We start from the raw sequence: 17109 nt of genomic DNA on the forward strand, positions 1-17109 counted from the left end.
CGCCGCACCCCGCGCGCGGAAAAGCGCAAGCCAGAGCCTCGCGCGAAAAGCGAACCAAAGGCCCAGGCAGAGATTGCTGAGCCGGATCATGGCCCCGAGCCGCGCAAGCCTGCGGCACGCGGCGCGGCCAAGCCGGAACGCAAACCCCGCCGCACGCCCGAACGCGATCCTGCAGCGGATGACGGCTGGAATGGCCCGATGCCTGATTTTCTGTCAGTGGGATTCGGCGAGAGCTGAGCGGTCGCAGCGAAAAAACTTCTCGGGATGCTGGATGCGACGTCCTTCGACTGCGCCCGGGAACACAGCAGACATCGCGTTACGACAATGGATAGCAAGTGCGACTGAGGCTCCGCCTGTCCCGGGCGAAGTCGAGCGACGTTTGCCCAACGCTGTCGGGTTCATACTGCAGTTGGTCCCTGTTCTCCGGCTCATGCCAGAGAACAGGAGCCCAGTGCATTAAAAGCTAAATTTCGCAGATACCCTGAAGTCTCGGCCCACCAGCGGTGCAAAATCTTTGGTGAAGCTCGCAGCGCGCCTGCCGACCACATCGAAGATATTGTTGGCAGAGGCGATCAGGGTCACGCCCTTTTCGCGGCCAAAGGGCTTCCATGAGGCACTGGCATTGACCAAGGTGAAGCCACCGGTCTGCGTTTCGAAATCGGCGTTACGTTCCTGATCGTCGAACCATTCGACCTCGCCGCGCAAACTGAAACTGTCGCTGCGTGCCTCCAGCCCGCCCAGTACGCGCAGCGGCGGGATGCGCGGCACTGGTCCCAGGCCGTCCAGCGAGGCGCGCACATAATCGAGCACACCATCGGCTGAAACGGTGAACCCACCGGCGCGCGCCAGCACGACCGACCCCTCGACCTCAAACCCGTAATATCTGGCGTCGTTCTGGATATACTGGAATACCGGCAGTTCGTCTTCTTCAAGCCCGGTGGGAACATCAATGATGAAGTCATCGAAATCATTATAAAAACCGGTGATCGCGAAGCTGGCGTTTGGCGTGTTGTAACGCACATATGCCTCGCCGCCCCAGCTCTTTTCCGTGCCGAACGTAGGGTCGCCGATTTCAAACGCCTGGGTTGCAATGTGCGCGCCGTTGGAAAACAGCTCTTCGGCCGCAGGCGCGCGCTGTGCCCGGTTCAGGTTGACCCCGAAGCGCAGCCTGTCATCTGCAATATAGGCCAGCCCCAGTGCAAAGGAATAGGAGTTGAAGTCGCGCTCTACCCCTGCCTGCTGTGACCTGACATTGACCTTGTCATAGCGCGCTGCGCCTTCTATCTCGATATTGCCGCTACGCACTTCCTGCAGCGTGAACAGGCCAAGCTGGTCGGTGACATTGGGCGGCAGGAATGCTTCTGCTCCCACCGCGCTGAAATCACGGTGGATATATTGCACACCTGTCGCACCGCGCCAGCCATTGTTGTCGCGCTGTACCAGCTCCATTCGGGTCTCGATGCCCTTGTTGCGGAACACTGTGCCGACCTCATCGCCTTCAAACTCGGTCTGGTTGAAATCGGCATAGGCTCCGCGCAGGCGCAGCGCCTGGAAAAATCCGGGCAGGAACACTTCGCCGCGGAAATCGACCTTGATCTGGTCGAGCCCGATGGTGACGGGGCCTTCTTCCTCTTCGCCTTCGCCCTCGTCCTCACCCTCTTCGCCGTGGTGATGTTCTGCGCCGGGGCGCGCAGGTACGCCGTACAGGCTGTTGTAATAGCTGGCTGATACCCCGAAGTTTCCGCCTTCCCCGATATAAGCGAGGCCGCCAGCAAAGCTGTAGGTCTCGGTGCCGGTATTTGGAATGCGTCCGCGCAAGGCCGCCAGCTCTTCGGCTTCCTCGGCCTCGCCAAGATTGCCTTCCTCGCGTTCTTCAGCGGCAATCTCGAGCTGCTCGGCACGCAGGCCGGGCGAGAGCACGAAGCCGCCGACGCGCACGTCGTTGCTTTTGCGATAGCTGCCATCCACATGCAGCACCAGCTTGGACGTGATCGGCACATCGAGGCTTGCGCCGATGCTGCGTTCATCGGCAGCCGTGCCATAAGTCGCCAATGCATCGAGATGGAACGGTTCGTCGGGCACGGCGCGCGGAATGCGCTTGTCGATGGCATTGACCGCGCCGCCGACCGCCTGGCCGCCGAACAACAACACCGCTGGGCCGCGCAGCACTTCAATGCGATCAAGCACGATCGGTTCTACAGTGACACCATGGTCGGGTGAGGTATTGGAGACGTCGATGGTTCCGATGCCATCGGTCAACACCCGGATGCGCTCACCCTGAAAGCCGCGCAGCACCGGGCGCGATGCGCCGGGCGAAAAGCTGGTAGCCGAGACGCCGGGCAGCTTGGTCAACACATCGCCGATTTGCGAGCGGGTCTCGCGGCTGAGCTGGTCGCCGGAAATCTCCGATGTGCCCGCCAGAATGCTGAGATCGCGCACAAACGGGGCGGTGACGACAATGCCGCCACTGCGATGGAAATCGTCATCCTCGTCTGCGGCCGGGCGCTGCGACGGTGCGGTTGTTTGCTGGGCGAGTGCGGGCAAGGGGGCAAGCGCTGTGGCGCCGAGCAAAAGAACGGTGGTGGCGGTGAGCTTGTTGCGACGCATTTGGGGGCTGGTTTCCTGTGATGTTTTAAGTGCTGTGAAAAACCGGGCGTAGCTGCGCCAACGCAACAGCCACTGCCTCAAGGGCAAGGTAGCCGCTAACAGAGATGATATAATATCACAACCCAAAAAGCACGATACGCGTAATGCCGGGCGCTGCACCAGCGCTTGTCGTCGTGAAGGGCTTGGGGCAAAGCGATCAGGCACGCTGCTGAATAAGGATCATTTTGATGCGTTTGCGATCATTGCTGTTTGTCCCTGCTGACCGGCCCGAACGTTTTGCCAAGGCAGCGGCGAGCGGGGCGGATGCAATCATCCTCGACCTTGAGGATTCGGTCATGCACGAGCGCAAGAGCTTTGCCCGCGAAGCAGTGGCCGACTGGTTGCGCGAGGCGCATGAAGTACCAAGCTTTGTGCGGGTCAATCCGCATGGCAGCGGTGAAGCGGACAATGACATTGCGTGTCTGCTGGCCACACCGCCCACCGCCCTCGTGCTGCCCAAGGCCGAGGGGGCAGGCACTGTCGACTGGCTGGCCTCGCTCTGGTCGGGCGCGCCGCTGCCACCCGTGTTGCCAATTGCGACCGAGACCCCGGCGGCGATCTTTGAGCTGGGGAGCTATCGCCAATGTGCCGAACGGCTCATCGCGATCAGCTGGGGTGCGGAGGATCTGCCCGCTGCCATAGGCGCGAAGGCCAGCCGCCATGCCGATGGCAGCTACACGCCGCCTTATGAGATGGCACGCTCGCTGACGCTGTTCGCCGCGCACGCAGCGCAGGTCGCGGCGATCGACACGGTCTACACAGATATAAGCGATGCGGACGGGCTCACCGCTTATGCCGACCGCGCCGCGCGCGATGGCTTTAATGGTATGCTGGCGATCCATCCGGCGCAAATCGCGGCGATCAACGCCGCCTTCACCCCAAGCGCCGCCGAATGCGAGGCCGCCCGTCGCATTGTGGACGCCTTTGCCGAAAATCCAGCCGCCGGGGCGTTGCGCATTGATGGCAAGATGGTCGATGCCCCGCACCTTAAACAGGCGCGGCAAATCCTGATGCTGGCCGAAGCGCCTTCGTGAAACCGGTCCAGCCTTGCCTCCATCGCGCTGGCTGATGGGGCAAACTCTGCTAAGCATCAGGATAGAGACGCAAACAAGGATCATCAGATGGACGCGACCGATAGCCCCCAAAGCGAAGCCATGGTGGCGGCGCCATATGATGACCAGACCCGCTGCACAGCGGCGCAATATCAGGCGCTCTATAATGCGTCGATCAATGATCCCGATGGTTTCTGGGGGTTGCAGGCGGACCGGCTCGACTGGGTGAGCAAGCCTATACGCAGTGGCAAATGGTCGTTTGATCTGGTTGATATCAAATGGTTTGAAGATGGCCAGTTGAATATCTGCCACAACGCGGTCGACCGGCATGTTGCGGTCGGCCATGGCGATGTGCCTGCGCTGATCTGGGAGGGCGATGCTCCTGGTGACGTCAGGACCTTAAGCTATGCCGATCTGCTGCGCGAGGTGCAGGTTTTTGCCAATGTGCTGAAATCCATGGGTGTCAAAAAAGGCGATCGCGTCACCATTTATTTGCCGATGATCCTGGAAGGCGCGGTGGCGATGCTGGCCTGCGCGCGCATCGGTGCGGTGCATTCGGTGGTGTTTGGCGGTTTCTCGCCCGAGGCGCTGTCGGGGCGGATCGCCGATTGCGCCAGCCGCTTCGTGATCACCGCCGATGCGGGCCGGCGCGGCGGCAAGACCGTGCCGTTGAAAGCCAATGTCGATGCGGCGCTTGGCATGCACGACATCACGGTCGATGGCGTGCTGGTGGTGCGGCATGTGGGTGATGAGGTGCCAATGACCGGGGGCCGCGACATCTGGTATCATGATGTTGCGGCGGGGGTCGCGACGACATGTCCCTGCGAGCCGATGAATGCCGAAGATCCGTTGTTTATCCTCTACACCTCGGGCTCAACCGGCAGCCCGAAGGGCGTGCTGCATACCACCGGCGGCTATGCGGTGTGGACCGCGACGACCTTTCATTTCGCCTTCGATTACCGGCCCGGCGAGGTGTTCTGGTGCACCGCAGACATCGGCTGGGTCACCGGCCACAGCTATGTGGTCTACGGTCCGCTGCTCAATGGCGCGACCAGCCTGATGTTCGAAGGCGTGCCCAACCATCCCGATCACAGCCGCTTCTGGGATATGTGCGAACGTCATGGCGTCAACATCTTCTACACCGCACCCACCGCGATTCGCGCGCTGATGCGCGAGGGCGAAGGTCCGGTCGACAAGCATGACCTGTCCGCGCTGCGGCTGATCGGGTCAGTGGGCGAACCGATCAACCCCGAAGCGTGGCGCTGGTATCACCGCGTTGTCGGAAAAGAGCGCGTGCCTGTGATCGACACCTGGTGGCAGACCGAAACCGGCGGCGTCATGATCACCACCCTGCCACACGCGCATGCGATGCAACCAGGTAGCGCGGGCCTGCCATTTTTCGGCATCGTGCCCGAACTGGTCGATGCCGATGGCAATGTGCTTGATGGCGCAACCGAGGGTAACCTCTGCATCGCTGCTTCATGGCCGGGCCAGGCCCGCACCGTGTTTGGTGACCATGAGCGGTTCAAGCAGACTTATTTCAGCACCTACAAGGGCAAATATTTCACTGGCGATGGCTGCAAGCGCGACGCCAACGGCTATTACCGGATCACCGGCCGGGTCGATGATGTGATCAACGTCTCGGGCCACCGCATGGGTACAGCGGAGGTTGAAAGCGCATTGGTGCTTCATCCGCGTGTAGCCGAGGCAGCGGTGGTCGGTTTCCCGCACGACATCAAGGGGCAGGGGATCTATTGCTATGTCACGCTGAATGCCGGCGACAGTGGTGATGATGGACTTGCAGTGGAACTGAAAACCCTGGTGCGCAAGGAAATCGGCCCGATCGCCACCCCCGACCACCTGCATTTCACCCCTGCCTTGCCCAAGACGCGCAGCGGCAAGATCATGCGCCGCATCCTGCGCAAGATCGCCGAGAACGAATTCGGTGCGCTGGGCGATACCAGCACATTGGCTGATCCCGGGGTGGTTGACGCGTTAATCAAAGGACGGCGAAACGCCTGATCGAGAATATTCCGCGTTGCAGCAACAGAATCGCTGGCTTTCTGAAAGTGTCATGCTAGGTTGACACATCGGCTTGGCTATTTCGTCGCTCGATATCTGCGCGACCGCAGCAAACCCGAAGGTATCTTAAATGTTTTCACCATTTCGCGCGGCTTTGGCTGTGTCTGGCGTCGTGGGCCTCGTCGCTGCGCCCTCTGTCATCGTCATGCTCGCGCTGCTGGTTATTGGCGCCTCATCCGGCCTGATCGTCGGCCTGGGCTTCCTCGCCATGACATTGACCGCGATTGTCGCCCTGTCAAAGCGCGGCCAGTCCGGATTGAAGGCGATGCTGCGCAAAGCCTCCGGTCAGCGCTGACCCAGGCCTATTGTCGACCAGCCGGATCCACAAGCGCAGGCACGGCTTTTGCCGCGTCGGCAGGTGAAATGCCGGGCGGAGGGACGGCGGCGATGGTTTCTTCGCGGCGCATGATGCGCCCCGCGCGCTTGATCGCGGCGCGGACCCGGGGATAGGTGCCGCAGCGGCACAGGTTGCGTATCGCCGCGTCGATCTCGGCATCATTCGGGTTGCTGTTCTTGCGCAGCAGCACGTGCGCCGCCATGATCATGCCCGATGTGCAAAATCCGCATTGAACCGCCTGTTCAGCCACAAACGCCTGTTGCACTGGATGGCTGCGGTCGCGGCTCAGCGCTTCAATGGTGGTGACGAAGCGCCCTTCGACCTCTGCGATGGTAACGAGGCATGACCGGATCGCTTCACCATCAATCTCAACGATGCATGCACCGCAATCGCCATTGCCGCAGCCGTATTTGGTGCCGGTCAGGTTCGATGCGTCGCGCAGCGCCCAGAGCAACGGCGTTGCCGGATCAAGCCGATATTGCACCGGTCGGTCGTTGACAGTGAACTTGGTCATCGCCGTTCAATTGCCGCGCGACCGTCCCATGGCAAGCGTCAATCGCGCCAACTGCTGTCTATGCGGTCGACCCGCCGGACCATCGCGGCGAAATCGGGCGCACCGGGTCCGCCGGGCAGTTGCACCTGGCCCAGATCACGCTGGTGCACATCGATCACATGCTGAGGAACGATAATTGGCTGGCCCATCGACATCGTCGCGAGCTGGATTTCGCAGGCGCGCTGCAAGGCCCAATAGGTGATGAACGCTTCGGGCAGGGTGCGGCCCAGCACCACCGGTCCGTGGTTCTTGAGCATCAGAATACGGCGCTTGCCCAGCGCCTGCACCAGCCGCTCGCCCTCTTCACCGCGCACCGTGACGCCCTCAAAATCATGATAGGCGATGTTGCCGATGAAGTTGCAGGCATAAAAGTTGGTTGGCTGCAGTCCGCCCTCGACCGAACAGACCGCCATCGTGGCAGTGGTGTGCGTGTGGATGATGCAATGCATCTCAGGCAGTCGATCGTGGAAGATGCTGTGCTGGGTGAACCCTGCCTTGTTGACCGCATAGGGCGACCCGTCGAGCTTCTCACCCGCGCTGTTGATCTTGACAAGATTGGACGCGCAGACCTCGCTGAAATGCAGGCCAAACGGATTGATCAGGAACGCGTCTTCCTCTCCCGGCACTTTCAGGGTGATATGGTTGTAGATCATTTCCGACCAGCCGAGCATGTCGAACACGCGGTAGCATGAGGCAAGCAGCTTGCGGGCCCCGCGCTCTTCGCTGGCCATTTCGGTCAATGGTTTCAATGCGGTGGCCATGGCGCTCTCCTAAACATGTTTTACGGTTTGTTGGTTGTGAAGGGTATCGCATGACTTGACGGGGCCATGCAATGCCAGTCGTCTATCGATTCCGATGGAAACGATCCTGCATCAAGGCGTTGTATGGTTGTCACAGGTGGTGCTTTTGGACGGAAAAGCTGCGATTTGCCTTGAACTGGGCATAGGGTGCTGGTAACGGCTATCCGGTGACCGACAGCCTTGTGGCTGGCGTGCCCTTTTTTATTGGCCTTTATATTTTGGCTTTGCTGCCTTGATCACGCCGAAGTGGCGGGGTCGTTCAGGCTCTGCAAGGCATTGATTGAAATGGAGCTGGCGTAAGTTTATGCAAATTCTTGTTCGCGATAACAATGTTGACCAGGCGCTGCGGGCGCTCAAAAAGAAGCTGCAGCGCGAAGGCGTGTATCGTGAAATGAAACTGCGCCGTCATTTCGAAAAGCCCTCAGAAAAGCGTGCGCGTGAAAAAGCTGCTGCGGTGCGTCGTGCACGCAAGCTTGAGCGCAAGCGCGTTGAGCGTGACGGCGGCAAATAAGCCGGTTATAGCATGAGGCTTCGGTGGATCGATTGCAGTTGATTCGCTAGTGGCGATTGAGCGCTGGTCGTTGAGTTTGGGGGAGCCTGCCATGTCAGTTACGCGTGTTCCAATTCCGCCGGTTGCGAAAGGTTCTCTCACCAAGCTTTGGTTTGGTGTCGCGATTGCTGTCGCACTGGCAGCAGGTACCGCCTGGGCTGGCATGCAGAGTGTGCCTCAATCCGCTGCCGGTTTTATGGCGAGCAATGCGGATGAACCCGGCGTGGTTAGCACTGAAAGCGGGTTGCAGATCAAGGAACTGGTGAAAGGTGAAGGCGCATCGCCCACCGACGCCGACGTGACGTTGATCAACTATGAAGGTCGGCTGGTCGACGAAAGCGTATTTGATGCCAACGACCGCGTACCGATGCCGGTCGCTGGATCGATCCCCGGCTTTTCCGAGGCGCTGAAACGGATGCAGCGTGGCGGCAAATATCGTCTGTGGATCCCCCCCGAGCTTGGCTATGGCGCGGAAGAAAAAGCAAATCCACAAACCGGCGAAGTCGTGATTCCGGCGAACAGCCTTTTGATTTTCGACGTCGAGCTGGTGGAATTCATTCCCGAGCAGCAATTGCGCGCGATGCAGCAGATGCAACAACAGGCTGGTCCCGGTGGCCCGCAGCCCGGAGCAGGTGGTCCTCCACCAGGTATGCCGGGGATGCCAGGCAACTGATCGATAACGAAAAAGGCCGGCGGTTCTGCCGGCCTTTTTCGTTGTGTGCATCACGAATCGATACGCCGGGCGATCAACTGTCCGGCGCGGTCACCTCAAACGCCGCCACCATATCGCGGAACCCTTGCGGAACCAGGGCAGGCCGGTCGGTCGCCAGCGCGAAATGCACGTAGGTTATCGTCACAACGGTCAGCAACGCGTCACCGCGAAAGATGGCGCACTGGCTCGTCAGGCTGCTGGTGCCGAAGCGCGTGATCCGCGTTGCCAGATCGAGCATATCGTCGGCTTTGGCGCTGGCGCGATAGTCAATCGTTGCATGGCGCACCATCATATCATGATCAGGCGCGAAAAAGTTGAATGCGCCATCGCCGCCAAGCCCATTGGCCACGCGCAGTGCACGGAAATACTCGGTGATCGCGACATCGGCATACATCAGGTAATTGGCGTTGAAGACGATGTTTTGCAGATCGACCTCATGATAACGCACGCGCTTGGGCGTAATGCAACGGAACTGGTTGCGGGTGGGCGTGTCGGTCATGGTCGGAAATCCTGATCTGATTAATACCCGTCAGGAGAGTGTCCATCGTGATGGCGCTGGCATTCGCGTGAATCCCAAAGCGCCACCATAAGGTTGCCACTTGCCCCAGTCAGAACGCTTTTGCCTAGGCGATCGGCGCGCAAGCCGTGTCAAGCCAGGCCCTGGCATCGCCTTCAAGCTGGGGGGCGACGATCTCAAGAACTTTGGCGTGATAGACATTGAGCCAGGCTAGTTCGGCCGCGCTGAGCAGTGCCGGATCGATGCAGTTTCGGTCTATCGGGGCGGAGGTCAGCGTTTCGAAACCAAGCACCTCGTGTTCAGCGCCGGGCAGATCGAGCGTCTCGACCAGCACCAGATTTTCGATACGGATGCCGTATTCGCCTGCCTTATAATAGCCGGGCTCATTCGAACAGATCATGCCGGGGCGCAGCGGTTCGCCATGGCCGCCAAACGCCGCGATCCGCTGCGGGCCTTCATGCACCGCCAGAAAGCTGCCAACACCATGACCGGTGCCGTGCGCATAATCGACGCCGTCGGCCCACAGAAACTGGCGCGCGAGGGCATCAAGCTGGCCCCCGGTGGTTCCCTTGGGAAAACGAATGGTGGCGAGCGCGATATGGCCCTTGAGCACCTGCGTGAAGCGACGCTTCATCTCGTCGGTCGGCGTGCCGATGGCGATGGTGCGTGTCACATCGGTTGTGCCGTCAAGATATTGGCCGCCCGAATCGACGAGATACAGGCTGTCCATGACGATGGGCAGGTTGGTCTCCTCATTGACCCGGTAGTGGCAAATCGCGCCATTGGATGACGCGCCCGAAATCGTATCGAACGAGGTGTCGATCAGCTTGCCGGAGGCCTGACGGAATGCGAGCAGCTTCGCCGCCGCCGAGAGCTCGGTCTCGCCGCCCTGCGGCGCGGCGACCGACAGCCAGTGCAGAAAGTTGCTGAGTGCAGCCCCATCGCGCGCCTGCGCTGCACGGTGCCCGGCGATCTCGGTCGGGTTCTTGGTTGCGCGAGGCAAGACGCCGGGGTCCCGCCGCGCGCTGATGTTGGCACCTGCCGCTTCAAGCCGCGCGAAAATTGCCGCGACCGCGCGTTCGGGGTCGACCGCAACCGCCTTGCCGGCCAGTGCGTCGAGCCCGTCAGCAAATGCGGCATAGTCGTGCAATGCCACCTGATTGCCCAGATGCGCGCGCAGATCGTCGTTCACCTTGTCTGACGCGACATAAAGATCTGCCGTGCCATCTTTGTGCACCACGCTATAGGCCAACGCGACCGGTGTGTGCTCGATGTCGCCGCCGCGCACGTTGAACAGCCATGCGACCGAGTCGAGCGCGGTGATCACCGCAGCATCCAGGCCTTCATCCTGCAGCCAGGTAGCGATATCGGCGCGTTTGACAGCCGACTCGCGGCCCGCATATTCCAGCGGGTGCGGCACCATCAACGCGGCCGGGCGCTCGGGCTGGTCGAGCCAGACGGCGTCGAGGGGGCTTGCCTCCACCGCCACTAGCTCAGCGCCCGCCTTGGCGATCGCGCGCGTCGCCGCCTTGACCCAGTCGCGCGTGTGCAGCCAGGCGTCAAAGCCGATGCGGTTGCCTTCGGTTGCATTCTTGCCGAGCCAGTCAGCGACCGACTGGCTGGCGGTACCGACATATTCGAACAAACGGCCATCCACCTGATCGCGCACCTGGATCGTGTAACGTCCATCGACGAAAATCGCCGCTTTGTCGGACAGCACCACTGCTGTGCCCGCAGAGCCGCCAAACCCGGTCAGCCATTCCAGCCGCTGCGCATAGGAGCCGATATATTCGCTCATATGCTCATCGCAGATGGGGACGACAAAACCGCTGAGGTCCTGCCGCTTTAATTGTTCGCGCAGAGCCGCAAGGCGGGCTTCATGGGTGGACATAAGCATAAGTGGGCTGCAACTCCCTTGCAAAAGCGTGGATGGCACAAGATAGATGGATCGCACCGAATTTGCCAGCTTTGCGGCGAACAGTGCGGCAAAGTGCAACGAGGGGATGATACATGGTGTCGCGTTTATTGATGTCTGCCTCATGGCTCGCGCTCGCGGCGCTGGCCGCTCCTGCGCTGGCCAACTCACCCAATTCCTTCAACGAAAGTGCATCAATGACCGAACCGACCCAGCCGCCGATTGCCGATCAGCGGCCCCACAGCTTTGAACGCCATGGCGTGACCATCAGCGATCCGTGGCACTGGCTGAAGGATCAGAGCTATCCCAAGGTCGATGATGCCGATGTCATTGCTTATCTGGAGTCGGAAAACCGCTGGTTCGAAACCAATATGAAGCCCCATGCGGCGCTCACCGACACGTTGTTTCAGGAAATGAAGGGGCGGATCAAGGAAGACGATGCGTCGGTGCCGCAGAAGGACGGCGACTGGCTGTACTGGGTCGAGTTTGAGGCCGGCGCGCAATACAAGAAATGGTATCGCAAACCGGTGGCGGGCGGCGACAAGGTGCTGCTGCTCGATGAAACCGAGCTCGCCAAGGACAAGGACTATTTCCGCCTCGGCGCCTTTTCGATCAGCCCGGATGGCAAGTTGCTCGCCTTTGCAGTCGATGACAATGGCTCGGAGCGGTTCGAGGCGCGGGTCAAGGACCTGACCACCGGCGCGATGCTGGCCGATGTTATCCCCGGCACCTTGTCATCGCTCGTCTGGCGCGCTGATTCTGGCGCGTTCGTCTATGGCCTCGCCAATGAAAACTGGCGGACTGACAACGCGCGGCTGCATGTCATCGGCACGCCGGCGGATAGCGATGTTGAGTTATATCATGAGGATGACGAGGGTTTTCGCGTCAATGTGGCGCTCACCTCATCTGAAAAATATATCGTGATTGGCACCGGCGACAATGAAACCAGCGAGATCCGCCTGGTGCCCGCCGACAATCCGCAGGCGACGCCGATCTTGGTCAGCCCGCGCAAAAAGGGTCGCGAATATGATGTCGAGGAACGCGATGGGACGCTGTTCATCCACACCAACGATGACCACATCAACTTCCGCCTCGCCACCGCCAGCATCGACGCACCGGGCGAATGGAAGACGCTGATCGCGGGCTCCGACGCATTCTACATGACCGATATGACTGCGTTCAAAGACTTTTATGTCATCGAAGGTCGGCGCGAGGGCCTCGACCAGATCGAGATCCGCGATTACGCCGATGTCAGTCAGCGCGCGCCGATCACTTTCCCTGAGGCGAGCTATTCGGCATCGCTTGCCAACAACCCCGAATGGGATGTCAAGACGCTCCGGCTGACCTACGAATCGATGGTCACGCCCGACACCGTCTATGATTATGATGTCGCGAGCCGTGCGCTGAGCGTGCTCAAGGTGCAGGAAATACCGTCGGGCTATAATGCTGCGGATTATGTCACCGAGCGGGTGATGATCACCGCGCGCGATGGCACGCAGGTGCCGGTATCGGTGATCTACAAGAACGGGTTCGTGAAAGATGGCAGCGCGCCGCTGCATCTTTATGCTTATGGTGCCTATGGCTATGCGATCCCGCCGAACTTCTCGGTCACCCGGCTCAGTCTGGTTGATCGCGGCTTTGCTTATGCGATTGCGCACATCCGGGGCGGGGATGACCTTGGCCGGCAATGGTATCTTGATGGCAAGCTGACCAAGCGCACCAACACCTTCAACGACTTTGTCGATGTCGCCAGGGGCCTGATCGACAAGGGCTATACCGCGAAGGGCAAGGTCACAGCCAGCGGAGGATCGGCAGGCGGCGAGCTGATGGGAGCGATCGTCAATTCAGACCCCGACCTGTGGGGCGCAATCGTTGCGCATGTCCCGTTCGTCGACGTGCTCAACACCATGCTCGATGAAAGCCTGCCGTTGACGCCGGGCGAATGGCCCGAATGGGGCAACCCGATCACCGACAAGGCGGCGTTCGACCTGATCCGGTCGTATAGTCCATATGACAATGTGTCGGCGCAAGCTTATCCGCCGATGCTGGTCACTGCCGGGCTCAACGATCCGCGTGTAACCTATTGGGAACCGGCGAAATGGGTTGCAAAGCTGCGCACCGTCAAGACAGACGACAGCATGTTGCTGCTCAAGACCAATATGGGGGCAGGGCATGGCGGCAAATCTGGCCGCTTTGATTCGCTGAAGGAAACCGCCGAAGAGTTTACCTTCATCCTGTGGCAAATGGATATGGCCGGGAAATAGCGGGAGACGGGGCGCGGTGCCCGGCGCCGGTATCGCGCCCTATCCCTGGCACGGCCCCAGTTGCTCGCGCACGAAATTGAAATCGCGCACGGCAAGATCGTTGTCACCCGGCGTGTCGGACACTAGGGCACGCGGCGGGATCTGTGCGGGCAGGAAGCAGGCCAAACGATACCAGAGCAATGTGCCCGGGCGCGGCGGGGCGGCGGCCTCATCGACGATCTCGGTTAACGACACCGCCCAGCGTGCCGCAATGCCGGGCCTGCGCAACACGGTGATCGACACAGGGTCACCATTTGCGGTGGCGAGGAAAATTTGGGTTTCGCCCTCTCCTTGCAGGTTGCCACGCACGTGCAGCGCCTCACGGATGCCGCGAATGACGGGCGGTGCTGCCGGATCGACCAGCTCGGTAACGATGGCACGGACACGCTGTTCGGTCTCGGGAGTCCATGCGATCTGGGCGTTTTTGCTGATCAGCTGGACCTCACCCGCGCGGGCGGCGGGCCGGGCAAACAGCAACATCTGCTGCTTTTTGAGCTTGGGCACCTTGCCGCGGGCATCGCGGGGCACGTCGGCAAGATAGCGAATCGATTCCGTGACCCCTGCGCGGCCGCGGATCAGGTTGAGAACCTGCGCCTCGACATACAGCCGCGCCATAGCTGTTGGCACGTCGGGTGCACGTTCGGATGCGACAACTGTTGCCTTTTTGATCTGCGCCCGCATGACCAGCGGCGCGGTATCTGCCAGATTGGTGAGCATGACATAGCCCGGCGCTTCGGCAGGCTGCTGTGCCTGCGCCATCGTCGCAAACGCAATGAAAAGCGCAGTAACACCAACAAATTTTCGCAATTTCAAAGCCATGTTCAGGGGTCCTTGCGCGCGGAAACGAATCTCGATCAGCCTCGCGTACCGAGTGTTAATTCATTCTGAATCGATTTAAGCGATTGCCTGACGATAAGTTGCGCGTTAAATCCGCTTTCGGGCAAGAGAAAAACAAACCAGAGACCGAAACAGGGCATAGCGGGGCACCCGGAAAGGTTGCAATCCGCAATGTTATTGTTTCAGTGGTTGGCTAAGGTCATCGGCTGACGTCATCTGGATCGCGCAGGTTGCATGATCGGCGTCATCCATAACAATCTGGTTGTATAAGGGTAAGGAGCTTCGTTTCTGAATGGCCTATGCTGATCAACAGGCAAGCGGAAGCAAATTCGTTTCCATCACCGTCGTCGCGCTGATCCACATTGTGGTCATCTATGCGCTGGTGACCGGCCTTGCATATAGCGCTGTGAAAACGGTTGCTGAAAAACTCAACGTCGTTGAGGTTGAAGAGGAAGTGATTGAGCCGGATGAGCCGCCGCCACCTCCGCCAGACCAGCCGATCACCCCGCCACCAGTTGTAACGCCGCCGCCAATTGTGCGGACGCCGCCGACGTCGGCACCGGTGATCACCACCACCCGAACGCCTCCGCCAGTGTTTACGCCAACGCCGATCGCGGCCCCACCACCGGCACCGCCAGCGCCGCCTTCGCCGCCACCGGCGCCGTCAAAGGCATCGGGTGCATCGCCTCGCGGCAACCCGGCAAGCTGGGCCAACGTCAACGACTATCCTGCCCGCGCATTGCGTGAGGAACGGGCTGGAACGACGCGGTTTCGGGTCACTATTGGCACCGATGGCAGGGTTACTGATTGCCAAATTACCGGATCCAGCGGTCATGGTGATCTTGACGAAGCAACTTGCCGTAACGTTACGCGTCGGGCACGATTCAAGCCTGCTGTTGACTCCGAAGGCAATGCAATCACCGACACTTATTCCAATGCGATCCGTTGGGAAATACCTGGTTAATCAGACTGATGGGGATGCCGCCTCGGCGGGTTTGATTTCGATTAATGGACGCTGGTCTATTTTTAATTCTGAGAGGAAGTTTTGATGTTGATTGAAATGCTTGCAGCGGCTGGCGCGGAAGCGCCGAAAAATGCCTTCGGTTTCATGGAGGCGCTCGAACAGGGTGGTCTTATCGCCTATTTTACCGTTGGCATCCTGGGCATCATGTCGTTCGGTTCGTTCTACATCCTGTTCACAAAGTTGTTCGAACAGCAGAAGGTGATGAGCCAAAGCGCCAAGATGAAGGAAACGTTCTGGCGTGCCGGCAACCTGAAAGACGGCGCTGCCAAGCTTGAAAAGAATTCGGCCTACCGCCAGATCGTCGATGATGGTCTGCGCGCTGCCGATGAGCACTCTAAGCTGACTGATCCGGTTGAGGCGCACGATTGGCTGCACGGTTCGCTGAACCGCTCGGAAGCGGCGATCAATGCCAAGCTTGCAGGTGGTCTGCCGTTCCTTGCTACCGTGGGTGCAACGTCGCCGTTTATCGGTCTGTTCGGTACGGTTATCGGTATTTATCGCGCACTGATCAAAATCGGCATCTCGGGTTCGGCATCGATCGACCAGGTTGCCGGTCCGGTTGGTGAAGCACTGATCATGACCGCACTTGGTCTGGGCGTGGCCGTTCCCGCTGTGCTCGCCTACAACTGGCTGCAGGCACGCAACAAGGTGATTGCTGCCCAGCTTAGCGCTTTTTCGACTGACGTGCTCGGCTATATGGCATCGAACGGTGCGGTGATCCCGGTTCAGCCCGGCAAGCCAGTTCCTGCTGCCAAGCCGGCTGCTCCAATTGCTGGTGCACCGATCAAGAAGTAAGCAGCTTTTCATCATACCGGCGGGATAGTTCGTTACGAGCGCCCGCCGGTTGATGAATTCAGCACCTAATACAGCTCTAAACGGCTGCACCGGGTTACCATGGCGGGCATGCGGAACACTGCGGTGCGACTGCGCAAAACCACTCCGGTCGTTTACGGCTTGGCAAGTAGAGAATAGGATTTATTGCGATGTCAATGAGCGTTGGAGGCGACGGCAGCAAGGAAAAGCCGATGTCTGACATCAACACGACGCCGCTTGTGGACGTCATGTTGGTGCTTCTCATCATTTTCCTGATCGCGATTCCGGTGGTGATCCAAACCGTTGATGACCTCACCATCCCGGTTGTCGAATTTGAACCGACCGAGACCAAGGCAGAAAACATCCTGCTGTCAGTGACTACAACTGACGCCAGTGGTCTCAGCCCTGGCGATGATGGTTTTGCCGGTGCGAGCCCGAACGGTGAATGCCGGGTGTATGTGAATGTCACGCCGGTCGATGATACCGAGCTTCTGGATATTGCCGTGAAGCGGCTCGAAGCGATTATCGCTTCGGCCGGCGGCGTGGATAATCTTGAAGAAGAAGATTTGCCCGAGGTTCATATTCGCGGTGATATCAATGCGCCCTACCGGTGCATCGGTGGCGCAATTTTTACGATGCAGCGCGCGGGTTTTGCCAAGGTTGGCTTTATCTCCTCGCCGATCGATCTGACTGCAGTTTGATTGAGGCCGTCGTTAAAGACGGCCTCCACTTGAGAAATTTGGGAGTAGCTTGATATGGCAATGAGTGGCGGCAGCGATGATGGCGAGCCGATGATGGAAATGAACACGACGCCGTTGATCGATGTCATGCTCGTTCTCCTCATCATGTTCATCATCACCATTCCAGTTCAGACCCATGCGGTGAAAATCGACCTTCCGGTTGACAGCACGCCGCCGCCTGAGACCGTCGTTGAACCGGTCAAGAACAAGCTGATCGTCGATACCAAC

The 17109-nt window shown here is 59.8% G+C and carries 16 protein-coding genes and 1 pseudogene; 11 read left to right on the forward strand and 6 right to left on the reverse strand.

All coding sequences use genetic code 11. The annotated features are described in order from the left end of the window. Window positions 1-237 (forward strand): annotated as a pseudogene (locus tag ACEW8G_RS01405) (ATP-dependent helicase); the annotation flags it as partial. A gap of 219 nt (window positions 238-456) precedes the next feature. Here the strand turns inward: ACEW8G_RS01405 and ACEW8G_RS01410 are convergent. Beyond that, a complete protein-coding gene (locus ACEW8G_RS01410; RefSeq protein ID WP_373486665.1) occupies window positions 457-2607 on the reverse strand; it encodes a TonB-dependent receptor in 2151 nt (716 codons plus the stop codon). Window positions 2608-2834: 227 nt separating this feature from the next. Between ACEW8G_RS01410 and ACEW8G_RS01415 the strand changes: the two genes are divergently transcribed. From ACEW8G_RS01415 to ACEW8G_RS01425, 3 genes are all read left to right on the forward strand, one after another. After that, window positions 2835-3680 carry a CoA ester lyase gene (locus ACEW8G_RS01415; protein WP_373486666.1) on the forward strand — a complete coding sequence of 282 codons (846 nt, stop codon included), beginning with the start codon at window positions 2835-2837 and terminating at the stop codon, window positions 3678-3680. Between the two features lie 87 nt (window positions 3681-3767). Then, window positions 3768-5720 (forward strand): acetate--CoA ligase, encoded by a 1953-nt coding sequence (acs, locus tag ACEW8G_RS01420; protein WP_373486667.1) that lies wholly within the window; start codon window positions 3768-3770, stop codon window positions 5718-5720. Window positions 5721-5850: 130 nt separating this feature from the next. Then, window positions 5851-6075, forward strand: coding sequence for a hypothetical protein (locus ACEW8G_RS01425; protein WP_373486668.1), 225 nt, complete (start codon window positions 5851-5853; stop codon window positions 6073-6075). 7 nt (window positions 6076-6082) lie between these two features. Here ACEW8G_RS01425 and ACEW8G_RS01430 read toward each other — a convergent pair whose 3' ends face one another. Further along, window positions 6083-6631 carry a (2Fe-2S)-binding protein gene (locus ACEW8G_RS01430; protein ID WP_373486669.1) on the reverse strand — a complete coding sequence of 183 codons (549 nt, stop codon included), beginning with the start codon at window positions 6629-6631 and terminating at the stop codon, window positions 6083-6085. A gap of 38 nt (window positions 6632-6669) precedes the next feature. Further along, a complete protein-coding gene (locus ACEW8G_RS01435; RefSeq protein ID WP_373486670.1) occupies window positions 6670-7431 on the reverse strand; it encodes a class II aldolase/adducin family protein in 762 nt (253 codons plus the stop codon). Window positions 7432-7774: 343 nt separating this feature from the next. Here ACEW8G_RS01435 and rpsU point away from each other — a divergent pair, with 343 nt between their 5' ends. After that, window positions 7775-7981, forward strand: coding sequence for a 30S ribosomal protein S21 (rpsU, locus tag ACEW8G_RS01440; protein ID WP_028641935.1), 207 nt, complete (start codon window positions 7775-7777; stop codon window positions 7979-7981). A gap of 91 nt (window positions 7982-8072) precedes the next feature. Beyond that, window positions 8073-8693 (forward strand): FKBP-type peptidyl-prolyl cis-trans isomerase, encoded by a 621-nt coding sequence (locus ACEW8G_RS01445; protein ID WP_373486677.1) that lies wholly within the window; start codon window positions 8073-8075, stop codon window positions 8691-8693. Between the two features lie 73 nt (window positions 8694-8766). Here ACEW8G_RS01445 and ACEW8G_RS01450 read toward each other — a convergent pair whose 3' ends face one another. After that, window positions 8767-9231 carry an acyl-CoA thioesterase gene (locus ACEW8G_RS01450; RefSeq protein WP_373486671.1) on the reverse strand — a complete coding sequence of 155 codons (465 nt, stop codon included), beginning with the start codon at window positions 9229-9231 and terminating at the stop codon, window positions 8767-8769. 124 nt (window positions 9232-9355) lie between these two features. Continuing rightward, window positions 9356-11140 (reverse strand): aminopeptidase P family protein, encoded by a 1785-nt coding sequence (locus ACEW8G_RS01455; RefSeq protein ID WP_373486678.1) that lies wholly within the window; start codon window positions 11138-11140, stop codon window positions 9356-9358. Window positions 11141-11361: 221 nt separating this feature from the next. Between ACEW8G_RS01455 and ACEW8G_RS01460 the strand changes: the two genes are divergently transcribed. Further along, the gene (locus ACEW8G_RS01460; protein ID WP_373486679.1) at window positions 11362-13428 is read left to right on the forward strand and encodes a S9 family peptidase; all 2067 of its coding nucleotides are present in this window, start codon (window positions 11362-11364) and stop codon (window positions 13426-13428) included. 39 nt (window positions 13429-13467) lie between these two features. Here ACEW8G_RS01460 and ACEW8G_RS01465 read toward each other — a convergent pair whose 3' ends face one another. Further along, window positions 13468-14286: a hypothetical protein gene (locus ACEW8G_RS01465; RefSeq protein WP_373486672.1), complete on the reverse strand. Its 819-nt coding sequence runs from the start codon at window positions 14284-14286 to the stop codon at window positions 13468-13470. A 310-nt stretch (window positions 14287-14596) separates the two neighbouring features. Here ACEW8G_RS01465 and ACEW8G_RS01470 point away from each other — a divergent pair, with 310 nt between their 5' ends. The 4 genes from ACEW8G_RS01470 to ACEW8G_RS01485 all read left to right on the forward strand — a co-directional run. Next, window positions 14597-15268, forward strand: a complete 672-nt coding sequence (locus ACEW8G_RS01470) for an energy transducer TonB (protein WP_373486673.1) — start codon at window positions 14597-14599, stop codon at window positions 15266-15268. A gap of 84 nt (window positions 15269-15352) precedes the next feature. Further along, window positions 15353-16123 (forward strand): MotA/TolQ/ExbB proton channel family protein, encoded by a 771-nt coding sequence (locus tag ACEW8G_RS01475; protein ID WP_373486674.1) that lies wholly within the window; start codon window positions 15353-15355, stop codon window positions 16121-16123. A 188-nt stretch (window positions 16124-16311) separates the two neighbouring features. Then, complete coding sequence (locus tag ACEW8G_RS01480) at window positions 16312-16842, forward strand: ExbD/TolR family protein (protein WP_373486675.1); 531 nt, start codon at window positions 16312-16314, stop codon at window positions 16840-16842. Between the two features lie 54 nt (window positions 16843-16896). Continuing rightward, window positions 16897-17109, forward strand: a 213-nt coding sequence (locus ACEW8G_RS01485) for an ExbD/TolR family protein (protein ID WP_373486676.1), incomplete at its 3' end; no start/stop codon positions are given.

Source organism: Blastomonas sp. (assembly GCF_041747255.1).
Taxonomy (GTDB): Bacteria; Pseudomonadota; Alphaproteobacteria; order Sphingomonadales; family Sphingomonadaceae; genus Blastomonas.